The sequence below is a fragment of the Citrobacter sp. CK198 genome (assembly GCF_030333295.1).
Taxonomy (GTDB): Bacteria; Pseudomonadota; Gammaproteobacteria; order Enterobacterales; family Enterobacteriaceae; genus Citrobacter_B; species Citrobacter_B koseri.
On record NZ_JAOWGE010000035.1, the window covers coordinates 97,231 to 117,725 of the forward strand.

The 20,495-nt window shown below is 54.0% G+C and carries 19 protein-coding genes; 10 read left to right on the top strand and 9 right to left on the bottom strand.

Annotated features, from left to right (window positions below):
* Window positions 1–131: 131 nt before the first annotated feature.
* Complete coding sequence (gene pdhR / locus OGY62_RS18400; RefSeq protein WP_012134049.1) at window positions 132–896, bottom strand: pyruvate dehydrogenase complex transcriptional repressor PdhR; 765 nt, start codon at window positions 894–896, stop codon at window positions 132–134.
* Between the two features lie 539 nt (window positions 897–1,435).
* Between pdhR and aroP the strand changes: the two genes are divergently transcribed.
* From aroP to OGY62_RS18415, 3 genes are all read left to right on the top strand, one after another.
* Window positions 1,436–2,809: an aromatic amino acid transporter AroP gene (gene aroP, locus OGY62_RS18405; RefSeq protein WP_012134051.1), complete on the top strand. Its 1,374-nt coding sequence runs from the start codon at window positions 1,436–1,438 to the stop codon at window positions 2,807–2,809.
* A 155-nt stretch (window positions 2,810–2,964) separates the two neighbouring features.
* Entirely contained in the window at window positions 2,965–4,371 is a 1,407-nt protein-coding gene (locus OGY62_RS18410; protein WP_047458898.1) for a glycoside-pentoside-hexuronide (GPH):cation symporter, read from the top strand.
* Window positions 4,371–5,321, top strand: a complete 951-nt coding sequence (locus OGY62_RS18415; protein ID WP_012134053.1) for a glycoside hydrolase family 43 protein — start codon at window positions 4,371–4,373, stop codon at window positions 5,319–5,321. Before OGY62_RS18410 ends, OGY62_RS18415 begins: the two co-directional genes overlap by 1 nt.
* 89 nt (window positions 5,322–5,410) lie before the next feature.
* Here OGY62_RS18415 and ampE read toward each other — a convergent pair whose 3' ends face one another.
* Together ampE and ampD are read right to left on the bottom strand one after the other, a co-directional pair.
* The gene (gene ampE, locus OGY62_RS18420) at window positions 5,411–6,265 is read right to left on the bottom strand and encodes a beta-lactamase regulator AmpE (protein WP_012134054.1); all 855 of its coding nucleotides are present in this window, start codon (window positions 6,263–6,265) and stop codon (window positions 5,411–5,413) included.
* A complete protein-coding gene (gene ampD, locus OGY62_RS18425) occupies window positions 6,262–6,825 on the bottom strand; it encodes a 1,6-anhydro-N-acetylmuramyl-L-alanine amidase AmpD (RefSeq protein WP_286460385.1) in 564 nt (187 codons plus the stop codon). The genes ampE and ampD overlap by 4 nt, the downstream gene beginning before the upstream one ends.
* An 87-nt stretch (window positions 6,826–6,912) precedes the next feature.
* On the opposite strand from ampD, the gene nadC reads away from it, so the two are divergent.
* The 4 genes from nadC to hofC all read left to right on the top strand — a co-directional run bounded on the left by nadC (window position 6,913) and on the right by hofC (window position 11,189).
* Window positions 6,913–7,806, top strand: coding sequence for a carboxylating nicotinate-nucleotide diphosphorylase (gene nadC / locus OGY62_RS18430; RefSeq protein WP_012134056.1), 894 nt, complete (start codon window positions 6,913–6,915; stop codon window positions 7,804–7,806).
* A gap of 357 nt (window positions 7,807–8,163) precedes the next feature.
* Window positions 8,164–8,601 (top strand): prepilin peptidase-dependent pilin, encoded by a 438-nt coding sequence (gene ppdD / locus OGY62_RS18435; RefSeq protein WP_286460386.1) that lies wholly within the window; start codon window positions 8,164–8,166, stop codon window positions 8,599–8,601.
* Between the two features lie 10 nt (window positions 8,602–8,611).
* Window positions 8,612–9,997 (top strand): type II secretion system protein GspE, encoded by a 1,386-nt coding sequence (gene gspE, locus OGY62_RS18440; protein WP_286460387.1) that lies wholly within the window; start codon window positions 8,612–8,614, stop codon window positions 9,995–9,997.
* Window positions 9,987–11,189, top strand: coding sequence for a protein transport protein HofC (hofC, locus tag OGY62_RS18445; RefSeq protein WP_286460388.1), 1,203 nt, complete (start codon window positions 9,987–9,989; stop codon window positions 11,187–11,189). Before gspE ends, hofC begins: the two co-directional genes overlap by 11 nt.
* Before the next feature lie 33 nt (window positions 11,190–11,222).
* Here the strand turns inward: hofC and OGY62_RS18450 are convergent, their stop codons facing one another.
* A complete protein-coding gene (locus tag OGY62_RS18450; RefSeq protein ID WP_058668571.1) occupies window positions 11,223–12,266 on the bottom strand; it encodes a GMP reductase in 1,044 nt (347 codons plus the stop codon).
* A 225-nt stretch (window positions 12,267–12,491) separates the two neighbouring features.
* Between OGY62_RS18450 and coaE the strand changes: the two genes are divergently transcribed.
* The 3 genes from coaE to yacG are packed head-to-tail and all read left to right on the top strand — an operon-like array spanning window position 12,492 to window position 14,059.
* The gene (gene coaE / locus OGY62_RS18455) at window positions 12,492–13,112 is read left to right on the top strand and encodes a dephospho-CoA kinase (RefSeq protein WP_112001185.1); all 621 of its coding nucleotides are present in this window, start codon (window positions 12,492–12,494) and stop codon (window positions 13,110–13,112) included.
* Window positions 13,112–13,855 carry a cell division protein ZapD gene (zapD, locus tag OGY62_RS18460; RefSeq protein ID WP_012134063.1) on the top strand — a complete coding sequence of 248 codons (744 nt, stop codon included), beginning with the start codon at window positions 13,112–13,114 and terminating at the stop codon, window positions 13,853–13,855. Before coaE ends, zapD begins: the two co-directional genes overlap by 1 nt.
* Before the next feature lie 9 nt (window positions 13,856–13,864).
* Window positions 13,865–14,059, top strand: coding sequence for a DNA gyrase inhibitor YacG (gene yacG / locus OGY62_RS18465; protein WP_047458910.1), 195 nt, complete (start codon window positions 13,865–13,867; stop codon window positions 14,057–14,059).
* A gap of 88 nt (window positions 14,060–14,147) precedes the next feature.
* On the opposite strand, the gene mutT is transcribed toward yacG, so the two are convergent.
* From mutT to ftsZ, 5 genes are all read right to left on the bottom strand, one after another.
* A complete protein-coding gene (mutT, locus tag OGY62_RS18470; RefSeq protein WP_049010061.1) occupies window positions 14,148–14,537 on the bottom strand; it encodes an 8-oxo-dGTP diphosphatase MutT in 390 nt (129 codons plus the stop codon).
* A 58-nt stretch (window positions 14,538–14,595) separates the two neighbouring features.
* Window positions 14,596–17,301 carry a preprotein translocase subunit SecA gene (secA, locus tag OGY62_RS18475; RefSeq protein ID WP_047458916.1) on the bottom strand — a complete coding sequence of 902 codons (2,706 nt, stop codon included), beginning with the start codon at window positions 17,299–17,301 and terminating at the stop codon, window positions 14,596–14,598.
* A 61-nt stretch (window positions 17,302–17,362) separates the two neighbouring features.
* Window positions 17,363–17,869 (bottom strand): secA translation cis-regulator SecM, encoded by a 507-nt coding sequence (gene secM, locus OGY62_RS18480; RefSeq protein WP_286460389.1) that lies wholly within the window; start codon window positions 17,867–17,869, stop codon window positions 17,363–17,365.
* Window positions 17,870–18,270: 401 nt separating this feature from the next.
* Window positions 18,271–19,188, bottom strand: coding sequence for a UDP-3-O-acyl-N-acetylglucosamine deacetylase (lpxC, locus tag OGY62_RS18485; protein ID WP_012134068.1), 918 nt, complete (start codon window positions 19,186–19,188; stop codon window positions 18,271–18,273).
* Window positions 19,189–19,288: 100 nt separating this feature from the next.
* A complete protein-coding gene (ftsZ, locus tag OGY62_RS18490; protein ID WP_004857884.1) occupies window positions 19,289–20,440 on the bottom strand; it encodes a cell division protein FtsZ in 1,152 nt (383 codons plus the stop codon).
* Between the last annotated feature and the right edge of the window lie 55 nt (window positions 20,441–20,495).

The following is a 20,495-nucleotide window of genomic DNA, read 5'->3' on the forward strand; positions in this document are numbered from 1 at the left end:
TTGTCTGGAACCTGTCCCATTGAGCTTTCGCCAGAAAGCGCAATAAGACAGGTTCTGCGTTTAGTTGCCGCGCGCTATAATTTGCGCTTGATTTACAACATCTTCTGGTTAACGTTCTGCCAGAAAAATCACTAATTCTTTCGTTGCTCCAGACGGCGTAAGGCGCGTTCACGACGGCTTTCCTCACGGCTTCTGTCCAGGAGAATCTCTTCGATAAACGCCAGGTGACGATGCGACGCTTCACGCGCATCGATCGGGTTACCGGCGATGATCGCTTCAAAAATACGGGTGCGATGACTGCTCACCAGCGGAAGCATCTCCCGGCGCGCATACAGCAATTCAAAGTTCTGACGAACGTTTTGCGCCAGCATCGGCTCCATACACCTTAGCAGATGGAGCAGCACCACATTGTGCGCCGCTTCGGTGACAGCGATTTGATACTGGAGAACCGCGTCGGATTCGGCATCCAGATCGCCGGACTGTTGTGCAAGCTCGATGGCATGATGGAGTTCACGAATGCGGGTTTTGTCTTCATCCGTGCTACGCAATGCCGCGTAATAAGCGGCAATGCCTTCCAACGCATGGCGCGTCTCAAGCAGGTCAAATTGGGATTCAGGATGATCGGAGAGCAGTTCTACCAGTGGGTCGCTAAAGCTCTGCCACAGACTGCTCTGCACAAAAGTTCCGCCGCCCTGGCGACGAAGCAGCAAACCCTTCGCTTCGAGACGTTGGATCGCCTCGCGTAAAGAGGGGCGGGAGACGTCGAACTGTTTAGCCAGTTCACGTTCCGGTGGGAGTTTTTCGCCGGGGCGCAAAGTCCCCTCAAGAATTAAAAACTCCAGCTGCTGCTCAATCACATCGGATAGTTTTGGTTGGCGGATTTTGCTGTAGGCCATGATTTCCTGTCTTAAGCCATTTGCCCGGAGTCAATTGGTCTTACCAATTTCACGTTCGTGACGCTAAAGTAACAAAGTATTCACCTTCTGTCCATACAGGTTTTGATTGAAATCAGTAAACCACGCACATTTTAACAAGATTACAGAAATAACGTTTCAAAGATGTAACTATGCACAAATGTTAAATTTACTCCCCTGGGAGTAGATTTAACGTAATTGAAACGAGGAAAAATTTTATCTGAACCGATTCAACCGCTTATTTAATGATTTTATATTCACAAATAATGAATAAATATTTATCAGCTAAAATTTGAGGTGGGAGAGGTGGTATTTACAAATGGTTTCTTTTTATTCAACTCGTCATCGTCCCTTCATAAAGCAGGTGCATTAACGCCCGCATACCATTATTCTTTAGCCGACGAAAGACTTTCGGTAACAATTAAGATTTCATCAGCGTAAACATATTAATACAACAAATGGAATTGCAAACTTACACACGCGTCACTGCGTAGTTCAAAAATAACCACACACGAGGTTTCATGATGGAAGGTCAACAGCATGGCGAGCAGCTAAAGCGCGGTCTTAAAAACCGCCATATCCAGCTAATCGCCCTGGGGGGCGCAATCGGTACCGGGCTGTTTCTGGGCAGTGCATCCGTTATCCAGTCAGCAGGGCCAGGGATTATTCTGGGTTATGCCATCGCGGGCTTTATCGCTTTTCTGATCATGCGTCAGTTAGGTGAAATGGTGGTTGAAGAGCCGGTTGCCGGTTCGTTCAGCCACTTTGCCTATAAATACTGGGGCGGATTTGCAGGCTTCGCTTCCGGCTGGAACTATTGGGTGCTGTATGTGCTGGTTGCGATGGCGGAACTGACGGCGGTCGGGAAATACATTCAGTTCTGGTGGCCTGAAATCCCCACCTGGGTCTCCGCTGCGGCCTTCTTTGTGCTCATCAACGCCATCAACCTGACCAACGTGAAAGTGTTTGGTGAGATGGAGTTCTGGTTTGCCATCATTAAAGTTATCGCAGTGGTGGCGATGATCCTCTTCGGCGGCTGGCTGTTGTTTAGCGGCAACGGCGGCCCGCAGGCAACCGTGCGTAACCTGTGGGAACAGGGCGGCTTTCTGCCGCATGGTTTCACCGGGCTGGTCATGATGATGGCGATTATCATGTTCTCCTTCGGTGGACTGGAGCTGGTCGGGATCACGGCGGCGGAAGCGGACAACCCGGAGCAAAGCATTCCGAAAGCGACGAACCAGGTTATCTACCGTATTTTGATTTTCTATATTGGTTCGCTGGCGGTGCTGCTTTCTCTGCTGCCGTGGACGCGCGTAACGGCTGATACCAGCCCGTTCGTCCTGATCTTCCACGAACTGGGCGATACCCTCGTAGCCAACGCGCTGAATATCGTGGTACTGACTGCGGCGCTGTCCGTCTATAACAGCTGCGTATACTGCAACAGCCGTATGCTGTTCGGCCTGGCTCAGCAGGGCAACGCGCCGAAAGTGTTTTTAAGCGTGGATAAACGCGGCGTACCGGTGAACACCATTCTGGTTTCCGCACTGGTTACCGCGCTCTGCGTGCTGATTAACTATATGGCGCCGGACTCGGCATTCGGCTTGCTGATGGCGCTGGTGGTCTCTGCTCTGGTGATCAACTGGGCAATGATCAGCCTCGCGCACATAAAGTTCCGTCGCGCCAAACAGCAGCAGGGAGTGAAAACTCGCTTCCCGGCGCTGTTCTACCCGCTGGGTAACTGGGTCTGCCTGCTGTTTATGGCGGCGGTGCTGGTCATTATGCTGATGACGCCAGGCATGGCCATCTCGGTCTACCTGATTCCAGTGTGGATTGTCATTCTGGGCGTTGGCTATCTGTGTAAACAGAAAACCGCAAAAACCGTTAAAGCGCATTAATCCCCACAGCCCTCACTCGCAAGAGTGAGGGTTGCAACCTGCCTCACATTTTCCTCTGTATAGCCATTTTATCCATATCAGCGGCGTTATCCTACAACGCAATTACTTCGCTTGCGCAGAATAATTCTCTACATCATCTGATGGGAGACGTTTCAATGGAAAAGGGTAAGCTGTCGATAAAAGAAAAAATCGGCTATGGCATGGGTGACGCCGGATGCAACATCATCTTTGGCGCCATAATGCTGTTTGTTAACTATTTTTATACAGATATTTTTGGGCTGGCTCCCGCTCTGGTCGGTGTATTACTCCTCTCCGTTCGCGTGATTGATGCCGTTACCGACCCGATTATGGGCGCAATCGCCGATCGTACCCAAAGCAAATACGGGCGATTTCGTCCCTGGCTGCTGTGGATTGCCTTCCCTTATGCGCTGTTCAGCATCCTGATGTTCACCACCCCGGAATGGACATATAACAGCAAGGTTATCTATGCGTTTGTCACCTATTTTCTGCTGTCGATTACCTACACCGCCATCAATATTCCCTACTGCTCATTAGGCGGCGTCATCACCAACGATCCGCAAGAGCGCGTGGCCTGCCAGTCATACCGTTTTGTGCTGGTCGGGATTGCCACTCTGCTGTTGTCATTAACGCTGCTGCCGATGGTGGAGTGGTTTGGCGGCGATAATAAAGCCAAAGGCTACCAGATGGCGATGACCGTACTGGCGATTATCGGCATGTGCATGTTCCTGTTCTGCTTTGCCACCGTTCGTGAACGCATTCGTCCCGCCGTTCCTACCCATGATGACATGAAGAACGATTTCAAAGACGTATGGAAAAACGATCAATGGGTGCGCATCCTGCTGCTGACATTGTGCAACGTCTGTCCGGGTTTTATCCGCATGGCGGCAACCATGTATTACGTGACCTGGGTAATGGGGCAAAGCACTCACTTCGCCACCCTTTTCATTAGCCTTGGCGTGGTGGGAATGATGATCGGCAGTATGCTGGCGAAAGTGCTGACCGACCGCTGGTGCAAACTGAAGGTCTTCTTCTGGACCAATATCGCGCTGGCGCTGTTCTCCTGCGCCTTTTACTTCTTCGATCCAAAAGCCACTACGCTTATCGTGGTGCTCTACTTCCTGCTAAACATCCTGCATCAGATCCCTTCCCCGCTGCACTGGTCGCTGATGGCAGACGTCGATGACTACGGCGAATGGAAAACCGGCAAGCGCATCACCGGCATCAGCTTTTCCGGCAACCTGTTCTTCCTGAAACTGGGTCTGGCGATTGCCGGAGCAATGGTCGGTTTCCTGTTATCCTGGTATGGCTACGACGCTGGCGCCAAAGCGCAGAGCGACACGGCAATCGGCGGTATTGTTCTGCTCTTCACGGTGATCCCCGGCGTCGGCTATCTGATCACCGCCGGCGTGGTTCGCCTGCTGAAAGTGGATCGCGAACTGATGAAACAGATTCAGAAGGACCTGGAAAAACGCCGCGCCAACTACCGCGAGCTCAACGATGACCCGCAATTTAACGTCGCTGAAACAGTAAGGAAAGCCTGATGCAAAACTGGCCCAACCCGTTTATTGAACAACGCGCCGATCCGTTTATCCTTCGCGACGGCAACCATTATTACTTTATCGCCTCGGTACCGGAGTATGACCGGCTGGAGATCCGTCGGGCAAACTCGCTGGAAAACTTACGCACCGCCTCCCCTGTCGTCGTCTGGCGTAAACCTGAAAGCGGCCCGATGTGCGAGCTTATCTGGGCGCCAGAGATTCACCGCATCGACGGCAAGTGGTACATCTATTTCGCCGCCGCGCATACCCAGGCGCTCGACAAACTGGGAATGTTCCAGCACCGCATGTTTGTCCTGGAGTGTACAGATGCCGACCCACTCAGCGGCGTCTGGGAAGAAAAAGGTCAGGTCAAAACACCATTTGATACCTTCGCGCTGGATGCCACGACTTTTAGCCATCAGGGAAAACAGTGGTATTTGTGGGCGCAGAAAGCGCCGGATATCGCCGGAAACTCCAATATCTATCTTGCCGGGCTGGAAAATCCGTGGACGATCAAAGGCGCGCCGGTGATGCTCAGCAAGCCGGAATACGACTGGGAGTGCCGGGGTTTTCGCGTCAATGAAGGGCCTGCGGTTATAACGCACGGCGATAAGCTGTTTATCAGCTATTCCGCCAGCGCCACCGACGAAAACTACTGTATGGGTCTGCTGTGGATTGATATGCATGCCGATCCGCAAAACCCGGCAAACTGGCACAAATCACCGCGTCCGGTCTTTACCACCAGCAATGAAAACTGCCAGTATGGGCCAGGGCACAACAGCTTTACCCAAACGCCGGAAGGCGATGATGTACTGGTCTACCATGCGCGAAATTATACGGAGATTGAAGGCGATCCGCTGTACGATCCGAACCGTCATACCCGCCTGAAGCTGATTCGCTGGGACGAAAACGGAATGCCAGATTTTGGCATCCCGCCTGCGGATACAGTCTGAGCACGTTGCCCGGCGGCGCTGCGCTTGCCGGGCCTACAGTCCGTGCAAACGTAGGCCGGATAAGCGCAGCGCCATCCGGCAAAACGACATTACACCAGCGCTCCGTAAATGGTCAGAAATGCGATCGCCACCACCACCGCCAGAGACGTTTTCTTCGCCATTGAGACAGCGGCTTTCGGCGTTTCAACCTTATCCGTGTGCGGCTCGCGGGCCAGCGAGAACTGTGCCAGACGCGTCAATACCTGGTACTGAGACGTGCGCAGATCCGCCAGCGAAACAAACCAGGCGGGCAGCGCCTTCTCGCCATGCCCCAGCAGCGCATAAACCACGCCAGCCAGACGCACCGGAATCCAGTCCAGAACATGAAGAATCGCGTCAATGCCAGACTGCAAACGTTGATGCGGCGTTTGATAACGCGCCAGCCAGGACTGCCAGGCGCGCAGAAACGCATAGCCGACCAGCGTCACCGGCCCCCACGGGCCGCCGACAATAAACCAGAACAGCGGCGCCAGATAGAAGCGGAAATTTATCCAGAGCAGCGCATTTTGCAGCTCGCGCAAAAACTCCCGTTCGTTGCAGTCTGGCGGCACGCCGTGGATCAGCGTCAGTTCGTTAGCCATCGCTTCACGGGCATGGGCATCATTACGGGAAGCCGCGTTCAGGTACGCGTGATAATGTAGACGAACCTTCCCTGCGCCAATACACAACACACCAATCAGTATCCAGACCACCAGCGTGGGAGCGTTAAACAGTAAACCTTCCAGCGCACGCAGCAGCAGGAACGTCACCGCCATCGCAACAATCGTCATCCCCAACGTACGCACCATCGAAAAATGCGTCGTCCGGCGGAACAGGACCTCCAGTCGGTGGTCGAGGTGCCAGTGCTCACCCAGCTTGAACAGGCGCTCAACAATCAGCACCAGTAATGTCGTAAACAGCGTCATGTCATCTCCTTGTGTGACGAGGCGGTGACCAGCGCGCGAAACTTCGCCCAGTCGAAAGACGGACCGGGATCGGTTTTACGCTCAGGCGCAATATTGCAGTGTCCGGTCATGTTGTCGGCTATCGCCGGGTAAAGCGCAATCAGCGTGCGCGTCACGGCGGCCAGTTGCTGATACTGCGCATCGGTATAAGCCAGCGAGTCCGTTCCCTCCAGCTCGATACCAATGGAAAAATCATTACAGCGCTCACGCCCCTGATAGTTCGACACGCCCGCATGCCAGGCACGCTTGTCGAAAGGGACATACTGCACAATTTCGCCATCGCGGCGAATCAGACAATGTGCCGAAACGCGCAAATGGGCAATCTCGGCAAAAAAAGGATGGGCAGCGGGATCGAGTGTTCCGGTGAATAGCGCATCAATCCACGGACCGCCAAACTCGCCTGGCGGCAGGCTGATATTGTGCACCACCAGCAAAGAAGGGGTTTCGTCATCCGGGCGGCAGTCAAAATGGGGAGAGGGGACGCGTCGCGCCTCCGCCAGCCAGCCCTTGTCTAACAGCATACAGAACCTCCTTTTATATGGTGCAGTTATCCGGTTCAGAGTAGCATGTTTCTACCTTATGATTCGTTACCAATTTGGAGTTTTATCATGCCGCCTCGCCGCTACAACCCTGACTACCGACGTGACGCGCTGTTGGAACGCATAAATCTGGATATCCCCACCGCTGTCGCCCAGGCGCTGCGTGAAGATTTAGGCGGAGAAGTTGACGCAAATAACGATATTACCGCGCAGCTTTTACCGGAGAACACCCGTTCTCACGCCACGGTGATTACCCGTGAAGATGGCGTATTCTGCGGAAAACGTTGGGTAGAAGAGGTTTTTATTCAACTGGCCGGCGATGATGTCAGCATCACCTGGCGCGTACAGGACGGCGACAGCATTAAAGCCAACCAGCCGCTGTTTGAACTGGACGGCCCGTCTCGCATCCTGCTGACCGGCGAGCGCACCGCGTTGAACTTTGTTCAGACGCTTTCCGGCGTCGCAAGCGAAGTCCGTAAATACGTTGATTTGCTGGCGGGGACAAAAACGCAACTGCTGGACACCCGCAAAACCCTGCCGGGTCTGCGAACCGCATTAAAATACGCCGTATTGTGCGGCGGCGGCGCGAATCACCGTCTGGGGCTTTCCGACGCCTTTCTGATTAAAGAGAACCACATCATCGCTTCCGGCTCAGTGCGTCAGGCGGTCGAGAAAGCCTTCTGGCTGCATCCTGATGTGCCGGTTGAAGTTGAAGTTGAGAATCTGGATGAGCTGGACGACGCGCTGAAAGCGGGCGCAGACATCATCATGCTGGATAACTTCGAAACGGATCAGATGCGTGAAGCGGTGAAACGCACCAACGGACAGGCGCGGCTGGAAGTTTCCGGCAATGTCACTGATGAAACCCTGCGCGAATTTGCCGAAACCGGCGTGGATTTTATCTCCGTTGGCGCGCTGACCAAACATGTGAGAGCGCTCGATCTCTCCATGCGTTTTCGCTAACGCCGGATTGTCATGCCCGATGGCGCTTCGCTTATCGGGCCTACAAATGATGCTAATCCCGGCTGATAATGCCCGGTGGCGCTCCGCTTATCAGGGCCTACAAACGATGCAACGCCCTGCCGATAATGCCCGATGGCGCTTCGCTTATCGGGCCTACAAACGATGTAAATCCGTAGGCCGGATAAGGCGTTTACGCCGCCATCCGGCACATTTTTTCGGGCTGCCTCGCAAACCTGTTGCCTTGCTATGCAACCCGCCAACAATCTTCTGAATCCCCTTTCCCGTTTCGATTTTTGCCGCTCGCGAATTATCCCCTACGTTTGCCAAAGTAGCGCCTGTTAACTCAAGGAGCAGACAATGGACAAACAACGCGGATTTACGCTTATCGAACTGATGGTGGTGATCGGCATTATCGCCATCCTGAGCGCCACCGGCATTCCGGCCTACCAGAACTACCTGCGCAAAGCCGCACTGACGGATATGTTGCAGACATTCGTTCCTTACCGCACCGCCGTCGAACTCTGCGCGCTGGAACACGGCGGCATTGCAACCTGCGACGCCAGCAGCAACGGCATCCCCTCTCCGACCACCACCCGCTACGTCTCTGGCATGAGCATAGAAAAAGGCGTGGTAATGCTCACCGGGCAGGAGAGCCTCAACGGTCTGAGCATCACCATGACGCCCAACTGGGATAACACCAACGGCATCACCGGCTGGACGCGCAGTTGCAACATCCAGAGCGACAGCGCGCTGCAACAGGCCTGTGAAGATGTTTTCCGCTTTGACGCCAGCTAAGGAGAAAGCAATGAACATCACGCAACTTACGGCGCTGTGCCTGCGTCATCAGGGAATATTGCTCGATGCCGATAACGAGGTGGTTCACGTCGCGGTCATAGATTCACCGTCCCATGAACTGCTGGACGCCCTGCACTTTGCCACAACAAAGCGGATCGACATTGTCTGCTGGACTCGTCAGCAGATGGAAGGCCATATGCATAAGCCGCGGAAAATGCTCCCGGCCGTCATCGCCGACGATAGCCGCACGGCGGCGGAACTTTTGCAGCAGACGCTGGAATCCGCGCTGGCAAAACGCGCTTCCGACATCCACATTGAACCTGCGGAAAACCACTACCGAATCAGGCTGCGCGTGGATGGCGTACTTCATGCCTTGCCCGGCGTTTCATCCGTCACCGGCGCGGCACTGACGGCAAGGTTAAAGGTACTGGGCAATCTGGATATTGCCGAACATCGACTCCCGCAAGACGGGCAATTTACCGTGACGCTTGCGGGCAATGCGGTTTCATTTCGTGTCGCGATCCTCCCCTGCCGGGACGGTGAGAAAGTGGTACTGCGGTTACTTCACCAGGTCGAGCAGGCGCTTGATCTCAACGCGTTAGGCATGCCTGATACGCAACTCGCCCTGCTCATGCAGGCGCTACGGCAACCGCAGGGACTGGTTCTGGTGACAGGCCCTACCGGCAGTGGAAAAACCGTAACGCTCTACAGCGCGCTACAGGCGCGCAACACCCAGGATGTGAATCTCTGTAGCGTAGAGGACCCGGTCGAAATTCCTGTCGAGGGCCTTAATCAGACACAAATTCATCCGCGCGCCGGACTTACTTTTCAGAGCGTATTACGCGCGCTGCTGCGTCAGGACCCCGACATTATAATGGTGGGCGAAATCCGTGATGGCGAAACGGCAGAAATTGCGATTAAAGCCGCGCAAACCGGCCACCTAGTGCTGTCCACGCTGCACACCAACTCCACCAGTGAAACGCTGATACGTTTACAACAGATGGGCGTCGCGCGTTGGATGATCTCATCCGCCTTGACGCTGGTCGTCGCCCAGCGACTGGTCAGAAAATTATGTCCGTACTGCCGTCATCTTGCCGCAGAGCCTGTCTCGCTTCCCGCCGCGCTATGGCCTACCACGCTTCCCCGCTGGCAAGCGCCCGGTTGCGAACGTTGCTACCACGGATTTTATGGGCGTACCGCGCTCTTCGAGGTTTTGCCTGTTACGCCCGCATTGCGACAGTTGCTTATCAACAATGCAACCGTTGAGGCGCTGGAGTCCTGCGCCCGACAGGAAGGGATGAGTACGCTTTTTGAGAACGGCTGTCATGCGGTTGAACAAGGATTGACGACCTTTGAAGAACTCCTGCGCGTTCTGGGGCTACCTCATGTCAGCTAAACAGCTTTGGCGCTGGCAAGGGATTAACGCCACGGGCCATTCGGAAGAGGGGGCCTTATGGGCTGACGATCGTGCCGCACTGCTCGTTGCTCTGGAACATCAGCACATCATGCCGATACGCGCAAAACGCTTGGGCGTTAAAGCGGCACACTGGCGCGCAGAACAAAGCGCGGAGATCGTCCACCAACTGGCGACGCTTCTCAAAGCGGGGCTTACGCTTTCCGAAGGACTGACGTTGCTTGCCGGGCAGCACCCCAGTCGACAATGGCAGGCGCTGCTGCAAACGCTGGCCCATAACCTGGAGCAAGGCGCCCCGCTTTCTTCCGCGCTGGCGCAATGGCCGCAGGTCTTTCCTCCACTCTATCAGGCGATGATCCGTACCGGGGAACTTACCGGAAAACTCGATGAATGCTGCTTTGAGCTGGCGCGTCAGCAAAATGCCCAAAAACAGCTTGCTGACAAAGTCAAAAAAGCGCTGCGTTATCCCATCATGATTCTGACGATGGCCATGATGGTTGTTTTCGCCATGCTGCACTTTGTTCTGCCGGAGTTTGCCGCTATCTACCGGACATTCAATACGCCGTTACCGGCACTGACGCAGGGCATCATCACACTGGCGCAGTGGAGTGCCCAATGGGGCTGGCTGATGGCGCTGCTCGGTATCGCAACGGGGGTAATCTACGGTTTGATAATAAAAAAACCGTACTGGCAGATTCAACGCCAGCGTCTTCTGCTGCGCTGTCCCGTTATTGCACGCCTGGTCAGAGGCCAAAAACTCACGCAGATTTTCACCATCCTGGCATTAACGCAACGCGCCGGAATCCCCTTTTCACAAGGGCTGGAAAGTGTCGCAGAAACCCTGAATTGCCCTTACTGGTCTCAGCGTTTAGCTCAGGTTCATCGCGATATTCATGCCGGAAAACCGGTCTGGCAGGCGCTTAAAAATGCCGGTGAGTTCAGCCCATTGTGCATACAGTTGGTCATTACCGGTGAAACTTCCGGCGCGCTGGATGCAATGTTGCATAACCTTGCCCGGCACCACGGTGAGAATACGCTATCGCTGGCGGATAACCTGGCGGCGCTACTGGAACCCGCCTTGCTTGTTATCACAGGGGTCATTATTGGTACGTTGGTCGTGGCAATGTATTTGCCCGTTTTCCATCTGGGGGATGCAATGAGCGGTATGGGATAATGCTGGCGCATTGTGCTGCGCCAGCGCACGGGATTACAGGCTATTGAAAATGCGGTTTTCTTGTTCCTGTACCCGAATAAACGTCGTGCGTTTCGTCAGCTCTTTCAGACGGGAGGCGCCAACGTAGGTACAGGCTGAACGCAGACCGCCGAGGATATCACGCGCGGTGTATTCCACCGGGCCACGCAGCGGCAGCTTAACGGTTTTCCCTTCTGCTGCACGATATTGCGCAACGCCGCCAACGTGACGGGTCATAGCGGATTCAGAACTCATGCCATAGAACAGCATAAATTTCTCGCCATTCTCTTCAACAATTTTACCGCCGCTTTCTTCATGGCCTGCCAGCATACCGCCCAGCATCACGAAATCCGCACCGCCGCCGAACGCTTTTGCGACATCGCCAGGCATGGTGCAACCGCCATCGCTGACAATCATACCGCCCAGACCATGCGCGGCATCGGCGCATTCAATCACCGCAGAAAGCTGCGGATAGCCCACGCCGGTTTTCACACGCGTGGTACATACGGAGCCAGGACCAATCCCGACTTTTACAATATCCGCGCCGGAAAGAACCAACTCTTCACACATTTCACCGGTCACCACGTTACCGGCACAAATGGTTTTTGTCGGCCATGCTTCACGCGCCTTTGAAACAAACTGCACGAAGTGTTCGGAGTAACCATTTGCCACATCAATACAAACAAAGTTCAGTGCCGGGCTCTGCGCCAGAATCTGTTTGGTTTTTTCGAAATCAGCATCGGAGGTGCCTGTTGAAACCATCACATGCCTGAGAACATCCTCAGAGGCGGTACTGGTGAAGGCGTTCCAGTCCTCAACGGAATAGTGCTTATGTACGGCAGTCAGAATGTCGAACGATGCCAGAGCGCTTGCCATCTCGAAAGTCCCGACGGTGTCCATATTTGCCGCGATAATCGGCACGCCGGACCAGGTCTGACCTGAATGTTTAAAGGTGAATTGACGTTCCAGTTCAACATCAGAACGACTTTTGAGGGTAGAGCGTTTAGGGCGGATAAGAACGTCTTTGAAACCTAATTTCAGATCTTCTTCGATACGCATGTGCGGATTCCTGGGGTTAATGGCAAAAAAGCGAAACTCACAACTCCAGTGACGTTATCATACGCACTAATCAGGCTTGCGCAAGACTGCGAAATTCTCTTTTTTTACGCTACAATCCCATAAATTTACCTGGCGAATAGTAGATAATGCCTACAGTAATATCGCCTTCGTGCGCTCAACTTTTAACCATTTGATTATCAAACCTAAATCCCAGGATCTGGACTTATGAGGTATACAGTAGCCTTAACCGGCGGCATTGGCAGTGGTAAAAGCACCGTTGCGAATGCATTCGCTGACCTCGGAATAAACGTTATCGACGCCGATATTATTGCGCGTCAGGTGGTTGAACCCGGTCAACCCGCCCTTATGGCGATCGCTGAACATTTTGGTTCTGCACTTATCGCGCCAGACGGTTCGCTACAACGCCGGATGTTGCGCGAACGTATCTTTGCCAGTCCTGAAGAGAAATCCTGGCTGAATGCCCTGCTCCATCCGTTAATTCAGCAGGAAACCCGGCGTCAGTTTCAGCAGGCAACGTCCCCTTACGTGCTATGGGTTGTGCCCCTGCTCGTCGAAAATGCGCTGTATAAACAAGCCAATCGCGTTCTGGTGGTCGACGTGACGCCCGAAACGCAGCTCTTGCGAACCATGCAGCGCGATGATGTGACGCGTGAACATGTTGAACAAATTCTGGCTGCCCAGGCAACGCGTGAAGCACGCCTTACCGTGGCAGATGATGTTATTGATAATAATGGCGCACCGGACGCTATCGCGTCGGATGTCGCCCGCCTGCACGCGCGCTATTTACAGCTTGCGTCGCAGTTTGTCTCACAGGAAAAACCGTAATGCACACCCAGGTCCTTTTTGAACACCCTCTCAATGAGAAGATGCGTACATGGCTGCGCATTGAGTTTCTGATTCAGCAACTCTCCGTCAATTTGCCCCTTGCAGATCATGCGGACGCTCTGCATTTTTTCCGTAACATCGGGGATTTGCTGGATGTGTTCGAACGTGGTGAAGTGCGGACCGAGTTGCTAAAAGAGCTTGAGCGTCAGCAGCGCAAACTTCAGGCCTGGGTTGAAGTGCCGGGGGTTGACCAGAGTCGAATTGAGGCTCTGCGCCAGCAATTGAAGACGGCGGGCAGCATTTTGATTTCAGCTCCGCGTATCGGGCAGCAGCTACGTGAAGATCGCCTGATTGCTCTGGTTCGTCAGCGCCTGAGTATTCCTGGCGGTTGTTGTAGTTTTGATTTGCCGACCCTGCATATCTGGCTGCATTTGCCGCAGGAACAGCGTGATGCGCAGGTTGAAACCTGGATCGCCAGCCTGAATCCGCTCAATCAGGCATTAACGCTGATCCTGGATTTAATTCGTAATTCCTCGCCGTTCCGTAAGCAAACCAGCCTGAATGGTTTTTATCAGGACAATGGCGATGATGCCGACCTGCTGCGTTTGCAACTGGCGCTTGATTCACAGCTCTATCCACAAATTTCCGGGCATAAGAGCCGCTTTGCGATTCGCTTTATGCCGCTGGATAGCGAAAATGGGCTGGTGCCTGAGCGCCTCGATTTCGAACTGGCATGTTGTTAAGGAGTAAAGATGTCAGAAACTATCACCGTTAGCTGCCCAACCTGCGGGAAAACCGTTGTCTGGGGCGAAGTGAGTCCGTTCCGTCCATTTTGTTCTAAACGTTGCCAGTTGATCGATCTCGGCGAGTGGGCCGCTGAAGAGAAGCGTATTCCAAGCTCTGGCGACTTGTCAGAAAGCGACGACTGGAGTGAAGAGCAGAAGTAATTCCACTAAAACGTAGGGCGGGCAAGCGTAGCGCCCCCGCCATAATTTGCCGGATGGCGGCGTTGCCTTATCCGGCCTACAAACACCATTAGCCAGCAATCAGCTTTTCAATTACTGGCGCATTCGCGGGCGGGAAATCTTCCGCATTCAGAGCATCTTGCGCAATCCACCGCCCCGGTTGCCCCTCTTTTCCCCACGGCTCCCCTTCCCAGTGATCAACTAACCAGAACCACAGTGTGATGTGCCTGTCCGGGAACTGATATTCCAGCTTTTCAAATAGCGTCGCTTCACGCGGGGTGATCCCCACTTCTTCCTGCAACTCCCGGATCAGCGCCTGCTCCGGCGTTTCGCCCGCTTCGATTTTCCCGCCGGGAAACTCCAGTTTATTGGCCATATGAGCATCGGCCGCACGTTGGGTAATAAAAATTTCGTGGTTCGGGTTGCGAATAATCCCGACAGCGATTTGCAGTTTTTTCATACGGTTACATCCATAAAAAAGGCGCAGTCACCTGCGCCTCATTGTCTTTATTCAGACCTTAGCTCAGACGGCCGTGGCACTGTTTGTATTTTTTACCGGAACCGCAAGGGCAAGGATCGTTACGACCCACTTTACGATCGCCCGTTTGCGCTGCCAGAGCAGCAGCCGCTGCGCTGTCGTCATCCTGATGACTGAGCTGCTGCATCTGCGCTAAACGCTCGGCTTCTTCGCGGCGCTGTTGTTCCATCGCTTCCACTTCTTCAGGCATACGAACCTGAACTTTGCTCAGCGTACTGACCACTTCATACTTCAGCGATTCCAGCATTGCCGCAAACATGGAGAAGGACTCGCGTTTGTATTCCTGCTTCGGATCTTTCTGCGCATAGCCACGCAGGTGGATACCCTGACGCAGGTAATCCATCGCCGCCAGGTGCTCTTTCCACAGCGAATCGAGAGTTTGCAGCATGACGCCTTTTTCGAAGTGACGCATCATCTCTGCGCCAACCACTTCTTCTTTACGCTGATACACTTCGATTGAGTGCGCCAGAATACGCTCACGCAGCGTCTCTTCGTGCAGCTCCGGCTCTTTATCCAGCCACTCGGCAATTGGCATATCCAGATCGAAGTCGTTTTTCAGACGTTCCTGCAAACCCGGAATATCCCACATCTCTTCCAGCGACTGCGGCGGAATGTACGCATCGATCGTCACTTTAAAGACGTCTTCACGAATGCTGTTGATGGTTTCGCTGACATCGCTGACATCCAGCAGTTCGTTACGCTGGGTGTAAATGGCGCGACGCTGATCGTTCGCGACATCATCGTATTCCAGCAGTTGCTTACGAATATCGAAGTTACGGCTTTCAACTTTACGCTGCGCATTAGCAATCGCTTTAGTCACCCACGGGTGCTCAATGGCTTCACCTGGTTTCATACCCAGTTTACGCATCATGCCCGACACACGGTCAGAGGCAAAAATACGCATCAGCGCATCTTCCATTGACAGGTAGAAACGGGAAGAACCCGCATCGCCCTGACGACCGGAACGACCACGCAACTGGTTGTCGATACGGCGAGATTCGTGGCGCTCAGTACCGATGATGTGCAGACCGCCTGACGCCAGCACCGCCTCATGACGAACCTGCCAGTCCGCTTTGATCTGCGCGATCTGCTCTGGCGTTGGGTTTTCCAGCTCCGCCACTTCAGCCTGCCAGCTACCGCCCAGCACGATGTCCGTACCACGACCGGCCATGTTGGTGGCGATAGTGACCGCAGCCGGGTAGCCCGCCTGCGCGACAATCGCCGCTTCGTTAGCGTGGAATTTGGCGTTCAGAACGTTATGCTTGATGCCCGCTTTGGTCAGCTCATTAGAGACCACTTCAGATTTTTCGATCGAGATCGTACCCACCAGCACCGGCTGGCCGTTCGCGGTACGCTCTTTGATGTCTTCAATGATCGCCTGAATTTTTTCCGCTTCGGTCATGTAGACGAGATCCGGCATATCCTTACGGATCATCGGACGGTTAGTCGGAACCACAACGGTATCGAGCTTATAGATGGAGCTGAATTCGAACGCTTCGGTATCCGCTGTACCGGTCATACCGGCCAGTTTCTCATACAGACGGAAGTAGTTCTGGAAGGTGATGGATGCCAGCGTCTGGTTCTCGTTCTGGATTTCCACGCCTTCTTTCGCTTCCACAGCCTGGTGCAGACCGTCGGACCAGCGGCGACCCTGCATGGTACGACCGGTGTGTTCGTCAACGATAATCACTTCGCCATCTTTAACGATGTAATCCACGTCGCGGGTAAACAGCGCGTGCGCGCGCAGCGCGGCGGTTACGTGGTGCATCAGCATGATGTTGCCCGGAGAGTACAGGGACTCGCCTTCATCCATAATGCCTTCTTTCACCAGCAGTTCTTCGATCAGCACCAGACCGCGTTCCGTCAGGTTGACCTGACGCGCTTTCTCATCAACGGAGAAGTGGCCTTCACCCTGGAAGGTATCAGAGTCTTCTTTCTCCTGGCGAATCAGGTGCGGGATGATCTTGTTTACTTTCTTGTACATTTCCGAGCTGTCTTCAGCCGGGCCGGAAATGATCAGCGGCGTACGCGCTTCATCGATCAGGATGGAGTCGACCTCATCCACCAGCGCATAGTGCAGTTTACGCTGTACGCGCTCTTCCGGGCTGAACGCCATGTTATCGCGCAGGTAGTCAAAGCCGTATTCGTTGTTGGTGCCGTAAGTGATGTCGGCGGCGTAAGCTTCACGTTTTGCTGGAGCAGGCATGCCCGGCAGGTTAATACCAACGCTCATCCCGAGGAATTCAAACAGCGGGCGGTTGTTTTCAGCATCACGTTGCGCCAGATAGTCGTTCACTGTGACGACGTGTACGCCCTTACCGCTTAACGCGTTCAGGTAAGCAGGCAGCGTTGCGGTCAGGGTTTTACCTTCACCGGTACGCATTTCCGCGATACAGCGATCGTTCAGCACCATACCGCCCAGCAACTGGACGTCAAAGTGACGCATGCCGAATACGCGCTTACTCGCTTCACGAACCACGGCGAACGCTTCCGGGATCAGGCTTTCAACGCTTTCGCCTTTCTCCAGACGCGCGCGGAACTCTGCCGTTTTCCCTTTCAGTTCGTCATCGGAGAGTTTTTCCATCTCCGGTTCCATGGCATTGATGATGCCGACCGCTTTACGCATACGACGCAAGGTACGATCGTTACGACTACCGAATACTTTGGTTAACAATTTGATTAGCATAATAAAATCTCAAACGCCCCGCGATGCGGAGTCTCTATAATTAGTTGAAGGTTTTTTGTTTTTAGCTGAGGCGTTGAGGGCCAGCGCGGATTCCCTGCGCCTGACTTATCCAGGCGGGAACGCTAAATGAGGCCTGAGGCGTAAAGTGCGCACGGGCGACGCGACGTACAATCGTTGGCGGTGTGCCTTCCTGCGTCAGCATCGCGCTGAGCGTGTTCAGTAACGCAATATGGTGCGCCTGAAGTGGCGAAGGCTCTTCAACAACCGGCAGCGTTTGCGGCGCCATGGCAAAAGAGAGATGACGGATAACCGTGCGAATCGCATGCTGATGCCAGTAGTCGACGGTAAAATTCGGGCGGCGGTTACTCGCCTCCAGCAGCGCGAGCTGGCTGAAGTTAACCTTAACGGATTGATCGTGGTTACTGGCGGTCGCTTTCGCCGGCGTATTAGGCTCGGCTGCGTTACTGAGAGCGGGCAGACCAAAGCTAGCCGCGACCATCCCCAATAAGAGATGCGGCCAGAAGTACCGTCTACCTAACTGTCGCCAGCGCGTCAGTATTCCACTCACGTCATTGCCACCCTGATATGCCCGGCATGTGGGCTTACGAATTCAAAACGTTTTTTGCGCACAAATCTTACCATTAAAGCGTACGCTCTACAGCAGTAATGACATGGCGCTGAGGATAAAAATGCTTAAGAAAGCAGCGAACGCACTGTATTTCGGTTCAGCGGCAGAGAAAAAGGCGAAGGCAAACGCCGTACGGAAGAGATAAAAAAACGACTGGCTTACCTGGCCGGAGAGGGTGCCAGATTAACCAGTCGAATTTATGCGACAGGTATACACTTCATCCTTCAAGCTGCCTCTTTGTTGGCTGCCTTCTCTCACCCCAGTCACGTACTGGTCGTACGTTCCTGGGAATTCGCTCAGTTGCCGTCTTGATGCAACTTGAATGATTTTGTGTATAGCTATTATGCCAGTACAGTCGAAGGCGCTTTGAAAGCCAACGGCAGTTCTGCGTCGTCCTGGAAGGTCACATATTCCCAGGCTTCCTGTTTCGCCAGGACAGCCTGCAACAGTTTGTTATTCAATGCGTGACCGGACTTATACGCGGTAAACGCACCAATAATGTTGTGACCACACATAAACAAGTCACCGATCGCGTCAAGCATTTTGTGACGAACGAATTCGTCTTCAAAACGCAGGCCGTCTTCGTTCAGTACGCGATAATCGTCAACAACGATGGCACAATCGAAGCTGCCGCCCAGGCACAGGCCACGGGACTGCAAATATTCGATATCACGCATGAAACCGAAGGTACGCGCACGGCTGATCTGGCGCATGAATGCATCCGCAGAGAAGTTCATCGCATAGCGCTGGCTGCTGGAATCAATCGCCGGATGGTTAAAGTCGATGGTGAAATCCAACGTAAAACCATTGTACGGCTTAAATTCAGCCCACTTGTCGCCATCTTCGACGCGAACCGTCTCTTTGATGCGTACAAATTTTTTAGCACAGTTCAGCTCATCAATACCCGCATCAAGCAGCAGGTAGACAAACGGAGCAGCACTGCCATCCATGATCGGGATTTCCGGCGCATCGACTTCGATAACGATATTATCGATACCCAGACCCGCCAGAGCAGCGTTAAGGTGCTCTACGGTTGAAATCCGTACATCATGCTCGTTGACCAGACACGTACAGAGCATGGTATCACGCACAGATTTGGCATCGGCCGGGAAATCTACCGGTGGATTCAAGTCGGTGCGACGATAGATGACCCCGGTGTTGGCCGGCGCAGGGCGTAAGGTCAGGGTGACTTTCTTGCCGGTATGTAAACCGACACCTGTCGCCTGAACGATACGTTTAAGTGTCCTTTGTTTGATCATCGTATAATCTCGCCAAATTACCTATCCAACCGAAGTGTACTATACATTCGGTGGGCCAGTTTAGCACAAAGAGCCGTGAATCCCAAATTCCAGCCAATTCTTAATCGGCTTGCTTACGCAGGAACGCAGGGATATCCAGATAATCCGGTTCTTTTGCCGTTTGCGGCGTATTGTCGTTCACCACTTTTGCGACCGGCTTCTGCTCTTGCGTCAGCGGCGCCATGCCGTGCTGCTGGTAACGATCCATCACCGGCTGCTGTACCTGTTTGTTGGTCACCAGGGTGATTTCAGGACGCTTGTCCATACCAATACCGGTTGCCACAACGGTGACGCGCAGTTCGTCGTTCATATCCGGGTCCAGAGAAGTACCGATAACCACGGTCGCGTTATCCGACGCAAAAGCACGGATGGTGTTACCAACGGTTTCGAACTCATCCAGACGCAGGTCGAAGCCCGCAGTGATGTTAACCAGCACGCCGCGCGCGCCAGACAGATCGATATCTTCCAGCAGCGGAGAAGAGATCGCCATTTCTGCCGCTTCTTCCGCACGGTCTTCACCGCTTGCCACGCCGGAGCCCATCATCGCGTAGCCCATTTCGGACATCACGGTGCGCACGTCTGCAAAGTCGACGTTCATCAGACCCGGGCGGGTAATCAGCTCAGCGATACCCTGAACCGCGCCTTTCAGCACGTCGTTCGCCGCGCCAAACGCATCCAGCAGGGAGATACCGCGTCCCAGCACTTTCAGCAGCTTGTCGTTCGGGATGGTGATCAGCGAGTCCACATGTTTGGACAGCTCAGTAATACCCTGCTCCGCGAATGCCATGCGCTTCTTGCCTTCGAAGTTGAAAGGCTTCGTCACCACGGCAACGGTCAGGATACCTAAATCTTTTGCCACTTCCGCAACCACTGGCGCTGCACCGGTACCGGTACCGCCGCCCATGCCTGCTGCGATAAACACCATGTCTGCGCCGTCAAGCGCTGCACGCAGTGCTTCACGATCTTCGTCCGCCGCATTGCGACCGACTTCCGGGTTTGCACCCGCGCCCAGACCTTTGGTGATGCCGCTACCAATCTGAATGGTCTGCCCAACCGCAGTCTTACGCAACGCCTGAGCGTCGGTATTCACCGCGAAGAATTCAACACCTTCGATGCGCTCGCGCACCATGTGTTCAACGGCATTACCGCCGCCGCCACCGACGCCGATGACTTTAATCACCGCGTCGTTGGTCAGTTCCATAGGTTCAAACATAGTTTCTCTCCGTTTTGTGCCTGTCGCCTGAGACCGTTAATAGTCGCCGGTCTCA

Bases quoted from the DNA above. Each gene is read 5' to 3' on its own strand.
- pdhR (WP_012134049.1), bottom strand. From the start codon at position 896: ATGGCCTACAGCAAAATCCGCCAACCAAAACTATCCGATGTGATTGAG.
- aroP (WP_012134051.1), top strand. From the start codon at position 1,436: ATGATGGAAGGTCAACAGCATGGCGAGCAGCTAAAGCGCGGTCTTAAA.
- OGY62_RS18410 (WP_047458898.1), top strand. From the start codon at position 2,965: ATGGAAAAGGGTAAGCTGTCGATAAAAGAAAAAATCGGCTATGGCATG.
- OGY62_RS18415 (WP_012134053.1), top strand. From the start codon at position 4,371: ATGCAAAACTGGCCCAACCCGTTTATTGAACAACGCGCCGATCCGTTT.
- ampE (WP_012134054.1), bottom strand. From the start codon at position 6,265: ATGACGCTGTTTACGACATTACTGGTGCTGATTGTTGAGCGCCTGTTC.
- ampD (WP_286460385.1), bottom strand. From the start codon at position 6,825: ATGCTGTTAGACAAGGGCTGGCTGGCGGAGGCGCGACGCGTCCCCTCT.
- nadC (WP_012134056.1), top strand. From the start codon at position 6,913: ATGCCGCCTCGCCGCTACAACCCTGACTACCGACGTGACGCGCTGTTG.
- ppdD (WP_286460386.1), top strand. From the start codon at position 8,164: ATGGACAAACAACGCGGATTTACGCTTATCGAACTGATGGTGGTGATC.
- gspE (WP_286460387.1), top strand. From the start codon at position 8,612: ATGAACATCACGCAACTTACGGCGCTGTGCCTGCGTCATCAGGGAATA.
- hofC (WP_286460388.1), top strand. From the start codon at position 9,987: ATGTCAGCTAAACAGCTTTGGCGCTGGCAAGGGATTAACGCCACGGGC.
- OGY62_RS18450 (WP_058668571.1), bottom strand. From the start codon at position 12,266: ATGCGTATCGAAGAAGATCTGAAATTAGGTTTCAAAGACGTTCTTATC.
- coaE (WP_112001185.1), top strand. From the start codon at position 12,492: ATGAGGTATACAGTAGCCTTAACCGGCGGCATTGGCAGTGGTAAAAGC.
- zapD (WP_012134063.1), top strand. From the start codon at position 13,112: ATGCACACCCAGGTCCTTTTTGAACACCCTCTCAATGAGAAGATGCGT.
- yacG (WP_047458910.1), top strand. From the start codon at position 13,865: ATGTCAGAAACTATCACCGTTAGCTGCCCAACCTGCGGGAAAACCGTT.
- mutT (WP_049010061.1), bottom strand. From the start codon at position 14,537: ATGAAAAAACTGCAAATCGCTGTCGGGATTATTCGCAACCCGAACCAC.
- secA (WP_047458916.1), bottom strand. From the start codon at position 17,301: ATGCTAATCAAATTGTTAACCAAAGTATTCGGTAGTCGTAACGATCGT.
- lpxC (WP_012134068.1), bottom strand. From the start codon at position 19,188: ATGATCAAACAAAGGACACTTAAACGTATCGTTCAGGCGACAGGTGTC.
- ftsZ (WP_004857884.1), bottom strand. From the start codon at position 20,440: ATGTTTGAACCTATGGAACTGACCAACGACGCGGTGATTAAAGTCATC.